Origin of the sequence: Peptostreptococcus canis (assembly GCF_014229965.1) — a bacterium.
Classification (GTDB): Bacteria; Bacillota; Clostridia; order Peptostreptococcales; family Peptostreptococcaceae; genus Peptostreptococcus; species Peptostreptococcus canis.
On sequence record NZ_JABGBW010000005.1, the window covers coordinates 1 to 19,008 of the forward strand.

Here is a 19,008-nt window from a genome sequence, read left to right on the forward strand (position 1 = left end):
AGAGAAGGTGGTAGAACAGTAGCTTCTGGAGTTGTTGCGTCAATAATTGAATAATTATTTGATTGAATAAATATCAAGATTTAGAGAACTTAATTTTTTAGGTTCTCTTTTTTTGTAAAATAAAAAATATATTTATACGATATTTATTTTCAAAAAATGAAAAGATTATTACTTATTAAAGAATAATTAGAAATTCAAGAATTTTATAAAATAAAAGATGATTTTAAAGGTGAAAAAGAGTATTAATTTAATATAAACGGCTAATTATATATAAAAAATAAATAATAAGGAATTTGACTATAATCTTAAAAAGGTTTAAAATTTAATTATAAATTTTTGAATCTTATTAGAGGGTTTTTATAAAATAGTCGTAATTTCATTATTTTTTGTTAATCATGGTGATTATAACTTATACTTGTTTTGTAAGGGGGTAGTATTATGGGTCTTGTACATAATGTTGAACGAAAAGTTGCAAGTAAAGGGATAGAAAGTGTGATAAAAAATTTAAAGGCAAATGATATTGATGGAAGAGAAAATGCCATGTTAAATCTTGTGGACATATATCAAAAATTTGCTAAAAATCTTTTTGAACAAAAAACATATGATAAAGTTAGAGAGATGATAAAAGATAGAGACGGCAAGTGGATTAATTATGTTTATAATATGATGGATAAACTTGATGTCAATGTAATGAAAATGACAGCATTGAATCTTGGTTTTACGGCTGCTTATTACGGTAAAAAAGTAATTAATGAGAAACGAAAAGAACATAATTGTAATATTCCATGGTTAATATTAATGGATCCTACAAGTGCCTGCAACTTGAAATGCAAGGGTTGTTGGGCAGCTGAATATGGACACAATCAAAGCTTATCTTTTGAAGAAATGGATGATGTAATAATTCAAGGTAAAAAATTGGGAATGTATTTTTATATGTTTACCGGTGGTGAGCCATTGATGAGAAAAAAGGATTTAATAAGATTATGTGAGAAACATAGAGATTGTTATTTCGTAGCATTCACGAATGGAACATTAATTGATGAGGAATTTGCAGATGAAATGGTAAGAGTCGGTAACTTTTCAGTCGCACTCAGTATAGAGGGATTTGAAGAAGAAAATGATAGTAGGAGAGGCAAAGGTATATACAAAAAAGTTCTTCATGCTATGGATATATTGAATGAAAAAGGATTAATATATGGAACATCAATTTGTTATACAAGTAAAAATATTGAAACAGTACTTTCCGATGAATTTATTGATTTATTAATAAGCAAAGGCGTAATGTACAGTTGGTTTTTCAATTATATGCCGGTTGGAAATGATGCTGTTTTAGAGCTTATACCTACTCCGAAACAGAGAGAATATATATATCATAGAATTAGAGAATTAAGAGCATTTGAAGGTGGTAAACCTATAATGCTAATAGATTTTCAAAATGATGGAGAATATGTAGGAGGTTGTATTGCAGGAGGTAGAAATTATTTCCATATAAATTCAGCCGGTGATGCAGAGCCTTGTGTATTTATACATTATTCTAATGCAAATATAAGGGAAAATACATTATTAGAGTGTTTAAAACAGCCAATTTTTATGGAGTATAGAAAAGGTCAGCCTTTTAATGAAAATCATTTAAGACCTTGTCCGATGTTGGAAAATCCGGAATTGCTAAATGAGATGGTAAAAAGATCAAAGGCTCATTCAACAGATTTAATATCTCCTGAAGATATTGATGCACTTACTGCTAAATGTGTTCCTTATGCGAATTCATGGAAACCTACTGCAGAAAAATTATGGAGTGGGATAGAAAATGATGTAATTAATCTTTAAGTTATTTAAAATAAGTGACTTAAAATTAATAATATATTATAATTAAATAAAAGAGTAAAACATTACTCAATTATTTATATATTATTAATTTAAGGGGGTAAATTATGAAAGTATTAGATTTTTTGAAGCAGGCGAAAGTATTTTATGCGGCAACTGTAGACGGTGATCAGCCAAGGGTCAGACCATTAGGTTTTGTTATGGATTATAATGGAAAGCTTTGTTTCTATGTAGATTCTAGAGCAAATATGTATAAGCAAATGCAGATTAACCCAAAGATGGAAATAAGTGCTATCGATGAAAAAATGAATACTTTGAGATTAACAGGTAAGGCTGTATTTTTAAATAGTGAAGATGCACAGGCAAAAGCTTTGGAAGTATTTCCTATGTTAGCGAAAATGGGATATAAAGTAGGTCTTGAAGCATTCCAAGTATATAGTCTGGAAGATATAAAGATGAGTTATACTTCATTAATGGGTGAGAATTTAGAAGGAATAGAACTATAATATTATGTAAAAAACTAAATATGATGTTATTTATGGTATCAGGTTAGTAGATGACTTGATACCATTTTTTATAGAAATTTTTTGAAAAATATAATGCTAAAGAAAATCAATATCATTGAAGAGGTTTTAATATTGTGTTACTATTTAATAAAAGGGTTTAAAATTAAGCAGTTTATTATACAATGGAGGGAGCTAAAGATGAAAGTAAAACTAGATGGCATAGCAGAGACTTTATTAATAACTCTTTATATAAGAGCAAAGGATTATAGTAGTGACAAATCTGTTTTAAAAGATAAACTTTCATATGATATATCTAAAGAAATAGAGTATGATTTTTCAAAATTCGATAAAGCATGGGGGAGTTATTATGGAACATTAGCAAGGGCTAAAATTATGGATGATGAAATTAGTGAGTACATATATAATCATCCTAATTGTTCTGTAATATCAATAGGATGTGGATTAGATACCAGGTTCAATAGGATAGATAATGGAAAAATAAAGTGGTATAATTTAGATTTACCCGAGGTAATAGAATTTAGAAAAAATTTCTTTAAAGAGAATAAAAGAGTAGTAAATATACCTGTATCCGTATTTGATAGAAGTTGGACTGACTTTATTGAAAAAGACAACAGGGATCTTATAATTTTTTCAGAAGGGGTGTTTATGTACTTTGATGAAACAGAAATAAAAGAAATACTGAATATATTGGTAGATAATTTTGAAAGTTTTGAACTTCATTTAGATCTTATTTCAAAATTTATAGTAAATAGATCTCAAAAGCATGATACTGTCCGAAATATGAATGCAGAGTTTAAATGGGGAGTAAAGGACGGTTCCGAAGTTGTAGATATTTGTCCAGAATTAAATCAAGTGGATTTAATTAATTTTACAAAGGAAATGAAACGTATATTGCCGCTATCAAAAAAGATATTTCTTCCATTTTTTTATCTGTTCAATAATAGATTAGGAATATATAGAAAAGAAGCAAATTCTTAGAAAAATACTAAAAAGAGTCCAAATAGAACGATATTTAGGTGAGGTATATAAGAAAGTATGCTTTGCCTATTTTTTTATATGAAGGTATAATGGTAAGGAGAAGTAATATATAACTTATAAAATTATAAATAGGATTTAAATTTATAAGGAGGGGATTTTAATGGATAGATATAAAGTCATAAATTATAATAAAAATTATAAAAATAGAGTTAACTACGGTAAAAAAATAATAAAAACCATATCAATAACAATAATGTCTTCGGTTATTTTCTTTGGTGGAATAGTAAAATCCGAAAATAACGGTAAATATACAAGATATAGTGGCTATAATAGAGTTAATACATCAGTAGAATCAGCAAAAACATATAATAGCGATACTTTGGTAATAGCCCCGGCATATAGTTATCAAGATGCCATAAGTGCTATGAATATAGCTAATAGATATAATGGCAGATTAGTGCTGGCAAATAAGGATTCTAGTTTAGGGATTTTTGATTCCGACAAGACGATAAAGAATGTATTTATTGTAGGGGGAGATTCTGGAGATAGACAAATATCGAATAAAATAGATGATAGATTTAGATCAAGAGCCAAAATAAAAAGGATAATAGGTAAAAATATATATGAAACAAACAGAAAAACACTGGAATTATCCGGATATAAAACAGTCGGAGTTGCTACTGGGAGAGTATACGCGGATGCTTTAAGCGCATATTCAATTATAAGAGAAGAAGGAATTGGGATAATGCTCGTTGATGGAGAAAAGGCATATAATGCTTCCGGATATACTGTAAAATATACTTTTGGAGGAAAAAGCACAGTCAGACAGGATGGTGGATACAGGATATCCGGGAGAGATAGATATGATACTTCAAATAAAATAGCTAGAAAAACGGCATATAAAAATATAGTATTTGTAGATGGAAGAAATTATGCTGATTCTATGAGTGCTATCAATATTACTAACTCCAAAAATTCTGATATACTTTTAGTTCCAAGAGTCAAAAATCAGGAAACTATATCCCTTGCACAGGAGGCTAATGAACTTTTTGTAGTCGGTGGTTCTAAATCTGTTGAAGACGCATATTTAAAGCAAGCAATTGATGGAACTTTAGTATCTAATACCACAATTGTCAATTATGCGGATGGTTTTATTAGAATAGTAATTCCTTCTACTTTAGCCGGAAATATTGCGTATAAACCGATAAACAGTGTTGCAGAAGACGAAACGGCAATTACTTTATATTCAAAATATCATTTTGATAGATCTTCTAATAAAAACGAACCGGAAGGATATATATGTGATATCGCAGTAGTAGATTCGGATTTTTCTTATCCGTCTACATATGTTGAAATCGGAAGAGTTTATAAAAATGGAGTTGAGAAAAAAGTGTTGGTATTTTTATCTGTAGAGCCATCTTTTTCTGACCAATCTCCAAATTCCATAAACACATTTAAAAACAATTATAGAGCTGCATTTGGAATACTTAGAAATAATATACAGGCAATTGATGGAGCTGTATATAAGAAATCAGGAGGAGATCCTTTAAAAAAATATGAAATGAAATAAAAATTTATAAATAATACGTTCATGTAAAGAATTTGATTGTTGACATATGTATTATAGTTGTTACATAAATATAAATCAAAAAAAATTTTAAATCTAAAGAGGTATGGTGAAATGTATTGTAAGAATTGTGGTATAAAAATAAGTAGGTTTGCCAGTGTTTGCAAAGAATGTGGAACTCCTATTCGCAGTGAAAAGACGGCTAAAAAAAAGAACGCAACATTTTCTGACAGCAAAGATATAAATAATGGTGCAGATATTAGAAATAATACGAGAAAAACCAAGGTCAATACATCTAAAAAAATAGACAATAGAGAAATAAGTAATAAACATATGGATATTAGGTTTGATAAAACTATTATTGGTTGGATACTATTAGGGCTTACGTTTCCGGCGATAGGTTTCTTCATATTTTTAATTAAAAAGAAGAGTAATCCTTCGTTTGCAATTAAAGTATTAACAGGAACGGTAATAGGAGCATTTATTTTGATAATTATGAATATATTAACACGTTAATTTTGAGTGTATAGAATTTTTTTCTGTAAATTAACTTTCTGTGATTGGGTAGTTAATAAACTATGAAAACACTTTATGAATACAACAATGACACATAATTTAAAAAGGAAAGAGAATTTCAAATAGTTGTGTTCTCTTTCCTTTATACTTTAAAAAATACTTTTCTTATAAATTAATAAAATTATAAATATTTAATAATTTACTTTTTTCATAGCTTCATCCTATTAATACATGTGAATTAAACTTTCTTTCATAGTCTTTTTCTTTGATAATATTGATTTTTTTATGTTTTATTAATTTAAAGTCCTTGTTATAAATTGAAATACTATTTTTAGAAACAAAGATTACATTACTCTTTCTATCCAAACTGATGGATTGAGGGTATTCATCTAATGAAATACTCTTGACTTGTTTTCTATTCATGTCTATATAGAGCAAATCTTTTTTATTTCTAAAAGCAACAAGATTGACATCCTCCTGTAAAATAATCTTATCATTTACTAATATTAAATCTGCAAACACATATTTATAATCTTTATTTGGTATTATAATATTTGATTTTTTTTTCGTTTTAAAGTTGTATTTAGTCAAAATGTATTCACTAATTTGACCTTTTTCATTGTCTTCAATGTATTTACCAAGTATATAGGCAGTGTCATCATTTAAATATGTGTATAGAACTTCATTGATTCCTTCTATAGATAGTTCAGATTTCTTTTTCATATGATTATATAGAGTAACTTTATTCTTATCATTTATATAATAATACAAATCTGATTTATATTCGAAAATTGATGGGGATAAAGTCTTACTTATTTTTTCATTCTTAGCCGGAGTATTTTTTTCTTTATCAAAAACACCAATATTAGAAGCTCCCAGTAGTATTTCTACAGTATAAATATTTTTTTCACCAACATGAAAATAGCTAGGATAATTATTAACTTTTAGTTTAGTTTGTTTGAAATTTTTTTTATCAACTTTTAACAAATCATTGTTATTAGAAAATATACTTGAATCCTGAACGAAATAAAATGAATCCTTATCTTGTTCAACCTTATTATAATTGAATACTCTCAAAAAATCTTTTGCATCTAAATATATTTTTCCAATATTTTCCAAAGATTTATCCATAAAATTAATTTCTGGTTTATTATCACCTTGAACCGTTACTATACCAATATAGTAATCTTTTGTAAATAGCCCGCTTTTTTTATTTCCTGAAAATATAAATATAACAAAAACTGCTAATAGAGTTACTATCCCGAAAATTAGAAATATTGTCTTTTTCATAAGACCTCCTTATTACACTTTATAACCATAATTATATACATTTTGATATTTTTTTCAATGTTCAGATATTTGTCTAAAAAAGCCTAAAATCGCTTAAAATATTTATATTTCAATAAAAACTAAAAATATTAAAATTTTGTTTTGTGATATCTATATAAGAAGTCAGACTCGAGATTCTTCGAAAGGCTGGCTTTTTTATTGCTGTTTAATAAAAATATATCTAAAGAATTTTTGCCTGATGGACTTACTCTATATATTTTATTTAAATTTACAATGTATTTTGAAGACGATTTAAAAAAATAATTCGGCAATCTATTATGTAGAAGAAAGAGAAGAGATGTGGGAATAATATTTCAACAATATAATCTGATAAGAGTTTTAACAGTACGAGAAAATATTGAGTTACAAATGAGATTGGATCACAAAATACCGGATGCATCTTTTGTGGAATATATTTTGAATAAATTAGGATTGAAAGACGTTCAAGACAAATATCCGGATCAGATTTCCGGTGGCCAAAAGCAAAGGGTAGCTATTGGAAGAGCTTTGCTTACAAAGCCGATGTTACTTCTGGCAGATGAACCTACCGGGAATTTAGACTCCTCAACGGGGATAGAAATAATGAATCTAATAAAGGAAATATCAAAGGAGAGTAAGCAAACTATTATATTAATTACTCATGATAACAATGTGGCAAGATATGCGGATAGGGTCATAAATATAAAAGATGGAACTATATTAGAACGCTAAATAAAAGTATTGAAAAAACTTCAAAAAAAGCTTGCATATGCAGGCTTTTTTTGTTAAAATAATCTAGTACGCTCATGTAAATGAGCAAGTTTTGGGTGGATAAATTCAAAAATCGATTAGGAAATTACGACACACCCGGAACAGTGTATCGGTATTTGATTTATCTGGCCAGGTAAATAAAATCAGAAGGAGGGACTAAAATGGCTAAGAATGAAAAGATAAGAATAAGATTAAAATCATATGATCATAAGTTGTTAGATTATTCAGCTAGCAAATTGGTTGAAACAGCTAAAAAAGCTGGTTCACAGGTAGCAGGTCCAATACCTCTTCCAACAGAGAAGAAGGTTGTGACAATCTTAAGAGCTGTACATAAGTACAAAGACTCTAGAGAGCAGTTCGAAATAAGAACTCACAAAAGACTAATTGATATAGCTAATCCAACACCAAAGACAGTTGACTCATTAATGAAGCTTGACTTACCGGCTGGTGTTGATATAGAAATCAAGTTATAGACCGCCTAAGATAGTGATATCTTAGAATGATTATTGGAAAACCGATAATCCGCTGTAAGAAAATAGGAGGTAAAAATGAAAGGAATATTAGGAAAGAAAATAGGTATGACTCAGGTATTTACTGCAGAAGGTTCAGTAGTACCAGTAACAGTTGTAGAAGCAGGTCCTGTTGTAATCACTCAGATTAAGACAATGGAAAATGATGGTTACCAGGCAATACAGATAGGTTACCAAGATGCTAAAGAAAAAGCTCTTAATAAGCCAGAAAAAGGACATCTTGCAAAAGCAGGTGCACTAAAGAAACATCTTAAGGAATTCAGAATGGATTCATTAGAAGGTTTTGAAGTAGGTCAGGAAATAAAAGCTGATTTATTTGCCGAAGGAGAAAAGATAGATGTAACTGGTATCTCAAAAGGTAAGGGATTCCAGGGTCCAATAAAGAGACATGGACAGAGTAGAGGTCCGGAATCTCATGGTTCCAGATATCACAGAAGACCAGGTTCAATGGGTGCTTGTTCTTATCCGGGTAGAGTTTTCAAGAACAAGAAACTTGCTGGACACATGGGAAGTGTGAAAGTAACTGTTAAGAATCTTGAAGTGGTAAAAGTAGACGCTGAAAAGAATCTTTTATTAATAAAGGGTGCTATACCGGGTGCTAAGGGTTCAGTTGTTACTGTTAAAGAAGCACTTTGCGCTAACTAATCATAGAGGAAAGGAGGATTAACAATGCCAAAGATTAATGTATTAAACGTAACAGGCCAGAATGTTGGTGAAATAGAATTAAATGATTCAATTTTTAATATAGAAGTTAACGAACATGTACTTTATGAAGCTGTAAAGTGTCAGTTAGCTAATAGAAGACAAGGTACTCAGTCTGCTAAGACTAGAGCGGAAGTTAGAGGTGGCGGAAGAAAGCCATGGAGACAAAAAGGTACTGGTAGAGCTAGACAAGGTTCTATAAGATCAGTACAGTGGGTAGGCGGTGGAGTTGCATTTGCACCAAAGCCAAGAGATTATAGCTACTCATTACCAAAGAAAGTTAGAAGACTTGCAATGAAGTCTGCGCTATCTTCAAAGGTACAGGGCAATGAAATAATAGTTTTAGATGCTCTTTCTTTAGACGCTCCAAAGACAAAGGAAATGGTAAATATATTTAAGAATGTGAACGCAGCTAAGAAGACATTAGTTGTTACTGCTGATAATGATGTTAATGTTGTAAAATCAGTAAGAAACATAGAAGGAGCTAATGTTTGTCATGTAAGCACGCTAAATGTTTATGACATTTTAAACTGTGATTCATTCATCATAACTACAGACGCAGTTAAGAAAGTGGAGGAGGTGTACGCGTAATGACAAATCCACATGATATAATTATAAAACCGGTCGTTACTGAACAGTCAATGGCTGAAATGGGAAATAAGAAATATACTTTTATTGTTGCTAAGGATGCAAACAAGACTGAAATAAAGAAAGCAGTTGAAAAGATCTTTGAAGTCGAAGTTGAAAAGGTAAATGTAATGAACTACGATGGAAAGACAAAGAGAATGGGAAGAAACGTAGGAAAGACTTCTAGTTTTAAGAAAGCGGTAGTTAAGCTTACTGAAGGAAGTAAGGATATAGAATTCTTCACAGGAATGTAATTCGAATTAAGGAGGATATAAATAATGGCTATTAAAAAGTTTAAACCAACTTCTCCTGCCTTAAGACAGATGACAGTTTTAAAGTCAGATGAAATAACTTGCAACCAGCCAGAAAAGTCTCTTTTAGTGAATCTAAAAAAGAATGCTGGTAGAAATGTTCATGGTAAAATAACTGTTCGTCATAAAGGTGGCGGAAACAAGAGAAAATATAGATTAATAGATTTCAAGAGAAATAAAGATGGTATACCTGCCAAGGTTGCTACAATAGAATACGATCCAAACAGATCTGCAAATATAGCACTTCTTCACTATGTAGACGGTGAAAAGAGATATATACTTGCTCCATTAGGACTATCAGTTGGAGACACAGTTATTTCAGGATTAGGGGCAGATATTAAGCCGGGTAACTGTTTGGAATTAAAGAATATGCCAGTTGGTACATTAGTACACAATATTGAACTTAAAGCCGGAAAGGGTGGACAGTTAGTTAGATCTGCCGGAGTTTCAGCTCAGTTAATGGCTAAGGAAGGAACAAAAGCACTTCTTAGATTACCATCAGGTGAAATGAGATATGTAAATAACAACTGTAGAGCAACAGTCGGACAGGTTGGTAATATCGAATACGGAAATGTAGTAATCGGTAAAGCCGGTAGAAAGAGACACATGGGAATCAGACCTACAGTAAGAGGATCTGTAATGAACCCTAATGACCATCCACACGGTGGTGGTGAAGGTAGATCTCCAATTGGTAGACCATCACCAGTAACTCCATGGGGTAAACCAGCTCTAGGATACAAGACTAGAAAGAAAAAGAAAGCTTCAAATAAGCTAATAGTATCTAGAAGAACTAAGTAATTGTTTTAATTCACTCGGGAAGGAGGAACATTAATGTCAAGATCAACTAAAAAAGGACCTTTTGTCCATGCAGGATTATTCAAAAAGGTTGAAGCTATGAACGCTAGTGGAAATAAGGAAGTAATAAAGACTTGGTCTAGAACTTCTACAATATTCCCTCAGTTCGTTGAGCACACTATAGCAGTTCATGATGGAAGAAGACATATACCAGTATATATCACAGAAGATATGGTTGGACATAAATTAGGAGAATTCGTACCTACAAGAACTTTTAAAGGTCATAAGGACGATGAAAAATCTTCAAAGAGAAAATAATGACAACTGAAAGGAGGACTTTTTAAATGGAAGCAAGAGCTATAGCAAAAACTGTTCGTGTATCATCTAGAAAAGCTGGTCAGATATGCGATTTAGTTAGAGGAAAAGACGTAAAAGAAGCATTAGCTATACTTAAATTTACGCCTAGATATGCATCTGAAATAGTTGCTAAGGTAATTAAGTCAGCTGCTGCAAATGCTGAAAATAACCATGAAATGGACGCAGATAAATTATATATAGCAAAGATAGTTGCTAACCAGGGACCTACAATGAAGAGATTCATGCCTAGAGCACAGGGTAGAGCAACAGCAATTAGAAAGAGAACATCTCATATCGAGGTAGTTCTTAAAGAGAGAGAAAACTAATAAGAAGGAGGGACACAAATGGGTCAGAAGGTAAATCCACACGGCTTAAGAGTTGGTGTAATTAAAGATTGGGACTCAAGATGGTTCGCTAATGATAGAAAAGAGTTCGGTGAGTTCCTAAAAGAAGATCACGTTTTAAGAACATATCTAAAGAAAGAATTATACTCAGCTGGATTAGCTAAGATAGAAATAGAAAGATCGGCTAATAAGATAAAAATGGACTTACATGTTGCAAAACCAGGTGTTGTAATAGGTAAGGGAGGAGCTGGAATAGAAGCTCTTAAAGCTAAGTTAGAAAAGATGACTAAAAAAACAGTTATCCTTAATATAATTGAAGTAAGAAACATAGATAGAGATGCTCAGTTAGTAGCAGAAAACATAGCACAGGCAATAGAAAGAAGAATTGCATTTAGAAGAGCTATGAAACAGGCAGTAGGTAGAACTATGAAGTCTGGGGCTAAAGGTATCAAGGTTAGTGCTTCTGGTAGATTAGGTGGAGCAGAAATGGCTAGAACTGAAGGTTATAGTGAAGGTAATGTGCCACTACATACATTGAGATCCGATATAGAATACGGTTTTGCAGAAGCAAATACGACTTATGGTAAAATAGGTATTAAAGTTTGGATCTGTAATGGTGAAATACTTCCGGGAAGAAATATTTCTACTGAAAGAGAAGAAAAGAAAGCAGAAAGAAAGAGCGGAAGAGACAAGAGAAACGGCAGAGGAAACGATAGAAGATCAAGAAATAACGATAGAAGAAACAATAATAGAGGTCCTAGAGCTTCAAAAAAAGAAGCAAAACAGGACTAATTAGTTCGGAAGGAGGAAGAAACTCATGTTAATGCCAAAGAGAGTAAAGCGTCGTAGAGTTCATAGAGGAAGCTTAGCTGGTAAGGCAAACAAAGGTAATAAAGTTACTTACGGAGAATTCGGCTTAGTAGCATTAGAACCATCTTGGATAACTTCTAACCAGATAGAAGCGGCCAGAATCGCGATGACAAGATATATAAAAAGAGGTGGACAGGTTTGGATTAAAATCTTCCCACATAAACCAATAACAAGAAAGCCTGCGGAAACTCGTATGGGTGCCGGTAAGGGTTCTCCGGAATATTGGGTAGCAATAGTTAAGCCAGGTAGAGTAATGTTTGAACTAGCTGGTGTATCAGAAAGCAAGGCTAGAGAAGCTATGAGACTTGCTGCACACAAATTACCTGTTAAGTGTAAATTTGTTAAGAAAGAAGATTTAGAAAAGGTAGGTGAATAGGATGAAAGCTAAAGAATTAAGAAATTTAACATCAGAAGAACTAGTTTCAAAATTAGACGAATTCAAAAGTGAATTATTTAGCTTAAGATTCCAATTAGCTACTGGTCAGTTACAGAATACAGCTAGAATTAAGACTGTAAAAAGAGACATAGCAAAGGTTAAAACTGTTCTTGCAGAGAGAAAGTTAAACGAAGCTAGAGCTTAATATTGGAAGAAGGAGGCTTTATAGACATGGAAAGAAACAGAAGAAAAGTTAGAGTTGGCCGTGTTGTAAGTGATAAGATGGATAAAACTATAGTTGTTGCTTGCGAAGATTTCGTAAAACATCCATTATACAACAAGCGTGTTAAAAGAACTAAGAAATACAAAGCTCATGATGAAAACAACATTTGTAACATTGGAGATAGAGTAAGAATAATGGAAACTAGACCTTTATCTAAGGATAAGAGATTCAGACTAGTTGAGATAGTAGAAAAGGTTAAATAGTTTACAAGAAGGAGGAATTGCGATGATACAGCAGGAAACACGTTTAAAAGTAGCTGATAATTCAGGTGCTAAAGAACTTTTATGCATACGTGTTCTTGGCGGAACTAGAAGAAAGTACGCCAATGTAGGTGACGTAATAGTTGCAACAGTTAAAAGCGCAACACCAGGTGGAGTTGTAAAAAAAGGTAAAGTAGTAAAAGCTGTTGTAGTTAGAAGCAAGCAGGGAATGAGACGTAACGATGGTAGCTATATTTCATTTGATGAAAATGCTGCGGTTATTATAAAGGACGATAAGACACCGGTAGGTACTCGTATATTTGGACCTGTTGCGAGAGAGTTAAGAGACCATGATTACATGAAGATAGTTTCTCTTGCTCCAGAAGTACTATAATTAGAGGAGGTGCAATAGATCAATGATGCGTGTAAAGAAAGGCGATACTGTAGTAGTTATATCTGGTAAAGATAAAGGTAAAAAAGGTTTAGTTCTTAATGTAGATAGTAAAAAAGAAAGAGTTTTAGTTGAAGGTATCAACATAGTAACTAAACACAATAAACCATCTGCTACTAACCCACAAGGTGGTATAACAACAAAAGAAGCTCCTATTCATATATCAAATGTAATGCCATTTGATCCGGAAACTGGAAAAGGTGTTAGAGTTAGATATGAAGTTAAAGATGGAAAGAAAGTAAGAGTATCAGCTAAGAGCGGTAAAGAATTATAGAAAATAATCGAAAGGAGGGAATAGAATGGCTTCAAGATTACAAGAAAAGTATAACAAGGAAGTAGCTCCAGCATTAATGGAGAAGTTTGGATATAAAAATATTATGGAATTACCAAAGCTTGAAAAGATAGTAATCAACATGGGTGCTGGTGATTCAAAGGACAACGCTAAGGCTTTAGAAAAAGCTGTTGAAGAATTAGAAATAATTTCAGGACAGAAACCGATAATAACTAGAGCTAAAAAATCAGTTGCCAATTTCAAGTTAAGAGAAGGAATGCCAATAGGTACTAAAGTTACTTTAAGAGGTGACAAGATGTACTATTTTATGGATAAATTAGTTTCAGTATCTCTACCAAGAGTTAGAGACTTTAGAGGTGTTAACCCTAATTCATTTGATGGAAGAGGTAACTATACTCTAGGAGTTAAGGAACAACTTATCTTCCCGGAAATCGAATACGATAAGGTTGACAAGGTAAGAGGTATGGATATTATCTTCGTGACAAGTGCTAAGACTGACGAAGAAGCTCGTGAACTAATTAAATTATTAGGAATGCCATTTTCTAAGTAGGTAAAGGAGGGATTCACGTGGCGAGAAAAGCAATGGTTGTTAAACAACAGAGAAAACAGAAATATAAAACTAGAGAATATACAAGATGTTCAATATGTGGTAGACCGCATTCAGTTCTAAAAGATTTCGGTGTTTGCCGTATATGTTTTAGAGAATTGGCATATAAGGGTGTAATACCTGGTGTCAGAAAATCAAGTTGGTAAGATAGATACAATCGGAAGGAGGATTTAAATATGACAATGACAGATCCAATCGCAGATATGCTTACGAGAATAAGAAATGCTAACTCAGTAAAGCATGAAACTGTTGATGTTCCGGCTTCTAATATAAAGAAAGAAATCGCTAGAATACTTCTTGAAGAAGGATTTATAAGAGGTTACGATGTAATAGAAGATGGAAAGCAAGGAATAATAAGAATACAGCTTAAATATGGACAAACAGGTGAAAGAGTAATCTCTGGATTAAAGAGAATATCTAAGCCGGGAATGAGAGTATATGCAGCTGCAGTTGATGTACCAAAAGTATTAAATGGATTAGGTATTGCAATGATATCTACATCAAATGGTATATTAACAGATAAGCAGGCAAGACAAAATAACGTTGGTGGAGAAGTAATCTGCTACGTTTGGTAAGATTTCTTTGATGTAAGGAGGTGTAATGAATGTCAAGAATAGGTGTAAAGCCAATAGAAATTCCAGCAGGTGTTGAAGTTACAATTGCTGAGGGTAATGTAGTAACTGTAAAAGGACCAAAAGGAACATTATCAAATAGTTTTAACCCGGAAATGATAATAGAAAAGGAAGAAAACACTGTAGTAGTTAAGAGACCTACTGAAAATAAGAAACATAAGAGTCTTCATGGTTTGACTAGAACACTTATAAATAACATGGTTGTAGGTGTATCTGAAGGTTTTGAAAAGAAACTAGAAGTGAAGGGCGTTGGTTATAGATGTGCTAAACAAGGTAAATCATTAGTAATGAACTTAGGTTTTTCTCATCCGGTTGAAATGGAAGATCCGGAAGGTATCACTACTGAAGTTCCAAATCAGTCAGAAATTATAGTAAAGGGAATAGACAAGCAGGTGGTAGGTAACTATGCATCTAAGATTAGAGCTTGGAGAAAACCTGAACCATACAAAGGTAAGGGAATTAAGTATTCTGATGAACGTATTGTTCGTAAGGAAGGTAAGACTGGTAAGAAATAATAATTAACGAAAGGAGTGAGAACTTTGTTCAAGAAAATAGATAAGAACGCAAACAGAGTTGCTAGACATAAGAGAGTAAGAAAAAAAGTTGTAGGAACTGCTGAAAGACCAAGACTTTGTGTATTTAGAAGTTCTAAGAATATATACGCTCAGTTAATAGACGATACAAACAGAGTAACACTTGCTGCTGCTTCTTCATTGGATGAGGCTGTAAAAGGTGCTGTATCATATACAGGAAACAAAGAGGCTGCTAGAAAAGTTGGAGAATTAGTAGCTAAAAGAGCCGCTGAAAAGGGTATAACAGAAGTTGTATTTGATAGAGGCGGATATATTTATCATGGTAGAGTTTTAGAGCTGGCTGAAGGCGCGAGAGAAGCTGGACTTAAATTCTAATTTATTGAAGGAGGAATAATATGCTACATAGTAAACCTATAGATGCGACTCAATTCGATTTAGAAGAAAGAGTTATAGAAGTTAGACGTGTAACTAAGGTTGTAAAGGGTGGTAGAAACTTTAGATTTGCAGCTTTAGTAGTAGTTGGTGACGGTAATGGACACGTTGGTATAGGATCAGGAAAAGCAATGGAAGTTCCGGATGCTATAAGAAAAGCAGTGGAAGATGCTAAGAAGAATTTAATAGTTGTGCCAAGAGTTGGAACTACTATACCTCATCAGGTTGTAGGACACTTTGGAGCTGGTAAGATTCTTATAATGCCTGCTAAGGAAGGTACTGGAGTTCTTGCTGGTGGTCCTGTCAGAGCCGTACTTGAATTAGCCGGGGTAATGGACGTTAGAGCTAAATCTACTGGTTCAAATAATCCAAGAAACATGGTTAATGCAACTATGGAAGGACTAAGAGATCTTAAAACTGCAGAATCAATTGCTAGATTAAGAGGTAAAAAAGTAGAGGAACTACTTGGATAATAAATAGGAGGTTTCAAAATGTCTAAAATACAGATAAAGCTAGTTAGAAGCGTTATAGGAACTAATCCTAATCAGAGAAAAAACATAGAAGCTTTAGGTCTTAAGAAGAGAGAAGCTGTTGTAATTAAAGAAGATAACGCTCAGATTAGAGGAATGATTAACAAGGTAAGTCATCTTGTTGAAGTAACTGAGATAGCAGAATAATAAAATCATAATAGAGAAGGAGGTGCAACAAAATGAAGTTACATGAGTTAAAACCTGCCAAAGGTGCTGTAAAAGGAAAAAGAAGATTAGGTAGAGGTACTGCTACTGGTCAGGGTAAGACATCTGGTCGTGGACAGAAAGGTCAGTGGTCAAGATCTGGTGGTGGAGTAAGAATAGGTTTTGAAGGTGGACAGATGCCACTTGCAAGAAGACTACCTAAGAGAGGATTTAACAATATATTCAAGAAAGTTTATTCAGAAGTTAATGTTGAAACTCTTAATAAATTTGAAGCTGGAACAGTAATAGATGCTCAGCTTTTAAAGGACACTAAGACTATATCTAAAATTGAAAAGGACGGACTTAAGATTTTAGGGAATGGTAACTTAGAGAAGGCTTTAACGGTTAAAGCTGCTAAATTTACTGCATCTGCTAGAGAAAAGATAACAAACGCTGGCGGAAATGTAGAAGAGGTTTAATCACTATTGATTGAAAGAGGTGATTAATTTTGATAGAAAAAATAAAACAAGCATTTAAAGTAAAAGAAATAAGAAAAAAGTTAATATATACTTTTATGATAGTTGTAATATTTAGATTAGGTACAACAATTCCAGTTCCTGGAATTGATACATCAATAATCAAAAATATGGTTGAAAAAAATTCATTACTTGGATTATATAATATGTTTTCTGGGGGTGCATTTAGTAATTTCACCGTATTTGCATTGGGTATAGGACCTTATATTACAGCATCGATTATAATTCAGCTTCTAACAGCTGGTTTTGAAAGTTTAAAAGAACTGCAAAAGTCAGGTGAAGAAGGTAAAAAGAAGATAAGTCAATATACTAGATTTACTGCATTAGCACTTGCTATTATTCAGGCTGTTGGTATAACTCTTGGAATAGTAAGAAGTGCATTGAGGGTAAATAGCTCATTCTTTATTTTAACTGTAATCATAACTTTGGTTGCGGGAAGTATGATTGTAATGTGGCTAGGAGATAGAATTACTGAAAAGGGGCTTGGAAATGGTAGTTCAGTAATTATATTCATAGGTATAATTTCAAGATTACCTGTAGATATAATAGCTATACATCAAAGAGCTTCAATAGGTCTTTTAAAATGGCCTGCAATAGTTTCTGTTGTTATAGTAATGCTTATAACTATAATAGGGGTAACATTTATAAACGAATCTACTAGAAAAATACCTGTTCAGTATGCAAAAAGAGTAGTAGGAAGAAAAATGTATGGTGGAGAAAGTTCTCATATACCAATGAAGGTTAATCAGTCAGGGGTTATGCCAATTATCTTTGCTAGTTCAATATTAGCTCTTCCACAGACGATAGCTCTACTTGGCGGACCAAAGATTCAGCAAGCAGTTAATTCGTTTTTTGACTTAGCGACAAATAAAGGTTTCTGGACATATAGATTATTGGAAATAGTGCTTATTATTGCTTTTTCGTATTTTTATAATACAATATCTTTTAACACTGAAGATATTTCTAAAAATATGAAAAACAGTGGTGGTTTTATACCGGGAATAAGACCAGGTACTCCGACTGAAAACTACTTAAATGGTATACTATCTAAGTTAACAATAGTTGGAGCTGCATTCCTAGGAATAATGGCATTGATTCCGGCACTTATTACTCACTATATGAAAGTACCAGTTAACTTTGGTGGTACATCACTGCTAATCGTTGTAGGTGTTGCATTAGAACTTAAGAGACAGTTGGAATCGAATCTTGTAATGAAGAATTATCAAGGTTTCTTAAAATAATTTTGGAGATGATAAATATGAAAATAATATTACTTGGACCTCCTGGTGCAGGGAAGGGTACTCAGGCTGCTAATATAGTTGAAAGCTATAAGATACCACACATCTCAACAGGAGATATATTTAGAAAAAACATCAAAGAAGGAACAGAGCTAGGTAAGAAAGCTCAAGAATATATGAATCAAGGTAAACTTGTTCCAGACGAACTTACTTGCGGTCTAGTAGCTTCAAGATTGTCTGAGGAAGATTGTAAAGATGGTTTTATGTTGGATGGTTTCCCAAGAAATATATTCCAGGCAGAATATTTAGATAAGTTTTTAAGCGAGAACGGAATTGCTCTAGATACAGTGGTAAATATAGAAGTGGACTCTAAATTATTAGTTGATAGGGCTTGTGGTAGAAGAATTTGCAAAACTTGTGGTGCAACGTTCCACATAGAATTCAATCCAAGTAAGAAAGAAGGAATTTGTGACGTTTGTGATTCAAATCTTACTCAAAGACCGGATGACAATGAAGAAACAGTTTCTCAGAGAATACAAGTTTATTTATCTGAAACAAAACCACTTGTTGAATACTATACCGAAAAAGGTATAATAGCAAATATAAATGGCGATCAGGATATAAAAAAGGTTTTTGAAGATATTAAAGCTGCATTAGCTTAGTTAAAACCAAAAAGCTCTTAGATAAGGCATTTAACCACCCATCGCAAAAGGACAGAGGAAACTAA

30 protein-coding genes and 1 pseudogene are annotated in these 19,008 nt (G+C 32.4%); 29 read left to right on the forward strand and 2 right to left on the reverse strand.

The window, feature by feature from the left end:
* The first annotated feature begins 438 nt into the window (after window positions 1-438).
* From HLB29_RS06690 to HLB29_RS06710, 5 genes are all read left to right on the forward strand, one after another.
* Complete coding sequence (locus tag HLB29_RS06690) at window positions 439-1,827, forward strand: radical SAM/SPASM domain-containing protein (protein WP_185624401.1); 1,389 nt, start codon at window positions 439-441, stop codon at window positions 1,825-1,827.
* Window positions 1,828-1,931: 104 nt separating this feature from the next.
* Window positions 1,932-2,330: a pyridoxamine 5'-phosphate oxidase family protein gene (locus HLB29_RS06695; RefSeq protein WP_207719539.1), complete on the forward strand. Its 399-nt coding sequence runs from the start codon at window positions 1,932-1,934 to the stop codon at window positions 2,328-2,330.
* Between the two features lie 198 nt (window positions 2,331-2,528).
* Complete coding sequence (locus tag HLB29_RS06700; protein WP_185624402.1) at window positions 2,529-3,329, forward strand: class I SAM-dependent methyltransferase; 801 nt, start codon at window positions 2,529-2,531, stop codon at window positions 3,327-3,329.
* A 160-nt stretch (window positions 3,330-3,489) separates the two neighbouring features.
* Window positions 3,490-4,899: a cell wall-binding repeat-containing protein gene (locus HLB29_RS06705; RefSeq protein WP_185624403.1), complete on the forward strand. Its 1,410-nt coding sequence runs from the start codon at window positions 3,490-3,492 to the stop codon at window positions 4,897-4,899.
* A gap of 111 nt (window positions 4,900-5,010) precedes the next feature.
* Window positions 5,011-5,412 carry a hypothetical protein gene (locus HLB29_RS06710; RefSeq protein ID WP_185624404.1) on the forward strand — a complete coding sequence of 134 codons (402 nt, stop codon included), beginning with the start codon at window positions 5,011-5,013 and terminating at the stop codon, window positions 5,410-5,412.
* A gap of 216 nt (window positions 5,413-5,628) precedes the next feature.
* Here HLB29_RS06710 and HLB29_RS06715 read toward each other — a convergent pair whose 3' ends face one another.
* Together HLB29_RS06715 and HLB29_RS09840 are read right to left on the reverse strand one after the other, a co-directional pair.
* Window positions 5,629-6,702 (reverse strand): ABC transporter permease, encoded by a 1,074-nt coding sequence (locus tag HLB29_RS06715; protein ID WP_185624405.1) that lies wholly within the window; start codon window positions 6,700-6,702, stop codon window positions 5,629-5,631.
* A gap of 128 nt (window positions 6,703-6,830) precedes the next feature.
* On the reverse strand, window positions 6,831-7,013 hold the full coding sequence (locus HLB29_RS09840) for a LytTR family transcriptional regulator DNA-binding domain-containing protein (RefSeq protein WP_185624406.1): 183 nt from the start codon (window positions 7,011-7,013) through the stop codon (window positions 6,831-6,833).
* A 22-nt stretch (window positions 7,014-7,035) separates the two neighbouring features.
* Here HLB29_RS09840 and HLB29_RS06725 point away from each other — a divergent pair.
* The 24 genes and pseudogenes from HLB29_RS06725 to HLB29_RS06840 form a co-directional block, all read left to right on the forward strand.
* A pseudogene (locus HLB29_RS06725) lies at window positions 7,036-7,452 on the forward strand (ABC transporter ATP-binding protein); the annotation flags it as partial.
* Between the two features lie 200 nt (window positions 7,453-7,652).
* A complete protein-coding gene (gene rpsJ, locus HLB29_RS06730; protein WP_091994127.1) occupies window positions 7,653-7,964 on the forward strand; it encodes a 30S ribosomal protein S10 in 312 nt (103 codons plus the stop codon).
* Between the two features lie 75 nt (window positions 7,965-8,039).
* On the forward strand, window positions 8,040-8,666 hold the full coding sequence (gene rplC / locus HLB29_RS06735) for a 50S ribosomal protein L3 (protein ID WP_185624408.1): 627 nt from the start codon (window positions 8,040-8,042) through the stop codon (window positions 8,664-8,666).
* 24 nt (window positions 8,667-8,690) lie between these two features.
* Entirely contained in the window at window positions 8,691-9,314 is a 624-nt protein-coding gene (gene rplD, locus HLB29_RS06740) for a 50S ribosomal protein L4 (protein ID WP_185624409.1), read from the forward strand.
* Window positions 9,314-9,604 carry a 50S ribosomal protein L23 gene (gene rplW, locus HLB29_RS06745; RefSeq protein WP_185624410.1) on the forward strand — a complete coding sequence of 97 codons (291 nt, stop codon included), beginning with the start codon at window positions 9,314-9,316 and terminating at the stop codon, window positions 9,602-9,604. The genes rplD and rplW overlap by 1 nt, the downstream gene beginning before the upstream one ends.
* 24 nt (window positions 9,605-9,628) lie before the next feature.
* Window positions 9,629-10,459: a 50S ribosomal protein L2 gene (gene rplB / locus HLB29_RS06750; protein ID WP_185624411.1), complete on the forward strand. Its 831-nt coding sequence runs from the start codon at window positions 9,629-9,631 to the stop codon at window positions 10,457-10,459.
* 33 nt (window positions 10,460-10,492) lie between these two features.
* Complete coding sequence (rpsS, locus tag HLB29_RS06755) at window positions 10,493-10,774, forward strand: 30S ribosomal protein S19 (protein ID WP_091994118.1); 282 nt, start codon at window positions 10,493-10,495, stop codon at window positions 10,772-10,774.
* A 26-nt stretch (window positions 10,775-10,800) separates the two neighbouring features.
* Window positions 10,801-11,139, forward strand: coding sequence for a 50S ribosomal protein L22 (gene rplV, locus HLB29_RS06760; protein WP_185624412.1), 339 nt, complete (start codon window positions 10,801-10,803; stop codon window positions 11,137-11,139).
* 18 nt (window positions 11,140-11,157) lie between these two features.
* Window positions 11,158-11,949, forward strand: a complete 792-nt coding sequence (gene rpsC / locus HLB29_RS06765; protein WP_185624413.1) for a 30S ribosomal protein S3 — start codon at window positions 11,158-11,160, stop codon at window positions 11,947-11,949.
* A gap of 25 nt (window positions 11,950-11,974) precedes the next feature.
* Window positions 11,975-12,403 (forward strand): 50S ribosomal protein L16, encoded by a 429-nt coding sequence (gene rplP / locus HLB29_RS06770; RefSeq protein ID WP_185624414.1) that lies wholly within the window; start codon window positions 11,975-11,977, stop codon window positions 12,401-12,403.
* A gap of 1 nt (window position 12,404) precedes the next feature.
* Window positions 12,405-12,608: a 50S ribosomal protein L29 gene (gene rpmC, locus HLB29_RS06775; RefSeq protein WP_185624415.1), complete on the forward strand. Its 204-nt coding sequence runs from the start codon at window positions 12,405-12,407 to the stop codon at window positions 12,606-12,608.
* A gap of 26 nt (window positions 12,609-12,634) precedes the next feature.
* Window positions 12,635-12,889, forward strand: coding sequence for a 30S ribosomal protein S17 (gene rpsQ, locus HLB29_RS06780; protein ID WP_185624474.1), 255 nt, complete (start codon window positions 12,635-12,637; stop codon window positions 12,887-12,889).
* Window positions 12,890-12,911: 22 nt separating this feature from the next.
* Window positions 12,912-13,280 (forward strand): 50S ribosomal protein L14, encoded by a 369-nt coding sequence (gene rplN, locus HLB29_RS06785; RefSeq protein ID WP_091994106.1) that lies wholly within the window; start codon window positions 12,912-12,914, stop codon window positions 13,278-13,280.
* A gap of 25 nt (window positions 13,281-13,305) precedes the next feature.
* Window positions 13,306-13,611, forward strand: a complete 306-nt coding sequence (gene rplX, locus HLB29_RS06790) for a 50S ribosomal protein L24 (RefSeq protein ID WP_185624475.1) — start codon at window positions 13,306-13,308, stop codon at window positions 13,609-13,611.
* 25 nt (window positions 13,612-13,636) lie between these two features.
* Window positions 13,637-14,179 (forward strand): 50S ribosomal protein L5, encoded by a 543-nt coding sequence (rplE, locus tag HLB29_RS06795; protein ID WP_185624416.1) that lies wholly within the window; start codon window positions 13,637-13,639, stop codon window positions 14,177-14,179.
* Window positions 14,180-14,196: 17 nt separating this feature from the next.
* Window positions 14,197-14,382 carry a type Z 30S ribosomal protein S14 gene (locus tag HLB29_RS06800; RefSeq protein WP_185624417.1) on the forward strand — a complete coding sequence of 62 codons (186 nt, stop codon included), beginning with the start codon at window positions 14,197-14,199 and terminating at the stop codon, window positions 14,380-14,382.
* A 30-nt stretch (window positions 14,383-14,412) separates the two neighbouring features.
* Window positions 14,413-14,811: a 30S ribosomal protein S8 gene (gene rpsH, locus HLB29_RS06805; protein ID WP_185624418.1), complete on the forward strand. Its 399-nt coding sequence runs from the start codon at window positions 14,413-14,415 to the stop codon at window positions 14,809-14,811.
* Between the two features lie 29 nt (window positions 14,812-14,840).
* Window positions 14,841-15,383: a 50S ribosomal protein L6 gene (gene rplF, locus HLB29_RS06810; protein WP_185624419.1), complete on the forward strand. Its 543-nt coding sequence runs from the start codon at window positions 14,841-14,843 to the stop codon at window positions 15,381-15,383.
* A gap of 24 nt (window positions 15,384-15,407) precedes the next feature.
* Window positions 15,408-15,776 carry a 50S ribosomal protein L18 gene (gene rplR, locus HLB29_RS06815; RefSeq protein WP_185624420.1) on the forward strand — a complete coding sequence of 123 codons (369 nt, stop codon included), beginning with the start codon at window positions 15,408-15,410 and terminating at the stop codon, window positions 15,774-15,776.
* 20 nt (window positions 15,777-15,796) lie between these two features.
* Window positions 15,797-16,306 (forward strand): 30S ribosomal protein S5, encoded by a 510-nt coding sequence (gene rpsE, locus HLB29_RS06820; RefSeq protein WP_185624421.1) that lies wholly within the window; start codon window positions 15,797-15,799, stop codon window positions 16,304-16,306.
* Between the two features lie 18 nt (window positions 16,307-16,324).
* Window positions 16,325-16,510: a 50S ribosomal protein L30 gene (gene rpmD / locus HLB29_RS06825; protein ID WP_185624422.1), complete on the forward strand. Its 186-nt coding sequence runs from the start codon at window positions 16,325-16,327 to the stop codon at window positions 16,508-16,510.
* Between the two features lie 32 nt (window positions 16,511-16,542).
* On the forward strand, window positions 16,543-16,986 hold the full coding sequence (gene rplO, locus HLB29_RS06830; RefSeq protein WP_185624423.1) for a 50S ribosomal protein L15: 444 nt from the start codon (window positions 16,543-16,545) through the stop codon (window positions 16,984-16,986).
* Between the two features lie 29 nt (window positions 16,987-17,015).
* Window positions 17,016-18,284, forward strand: a complete 1,269-nt coding sequence (secY, locus tag HLB29_RS06835; RefSeq protein WP_185624424.1) for a preprotein translocase subunit SecY — start codon at window positions 17,016-17,018, stop codon at window positions 18,282-18,284.
* 17 nt (window positions 18,285-18,301) lie between these two features.
* On the forward strand, window positions 18,302-18,943 hold the full coding sequence (locus tag HLB29_RS06840; RefSeq protein WP_185624425.1) for an adenylate kinase: 642 nt from the start codon (window positions 18,302-18,304) through the stop codon (window positions 18,941-18,943).
* Window positions 18,944-19,008 lie beyond the last annotated feature (65 nt).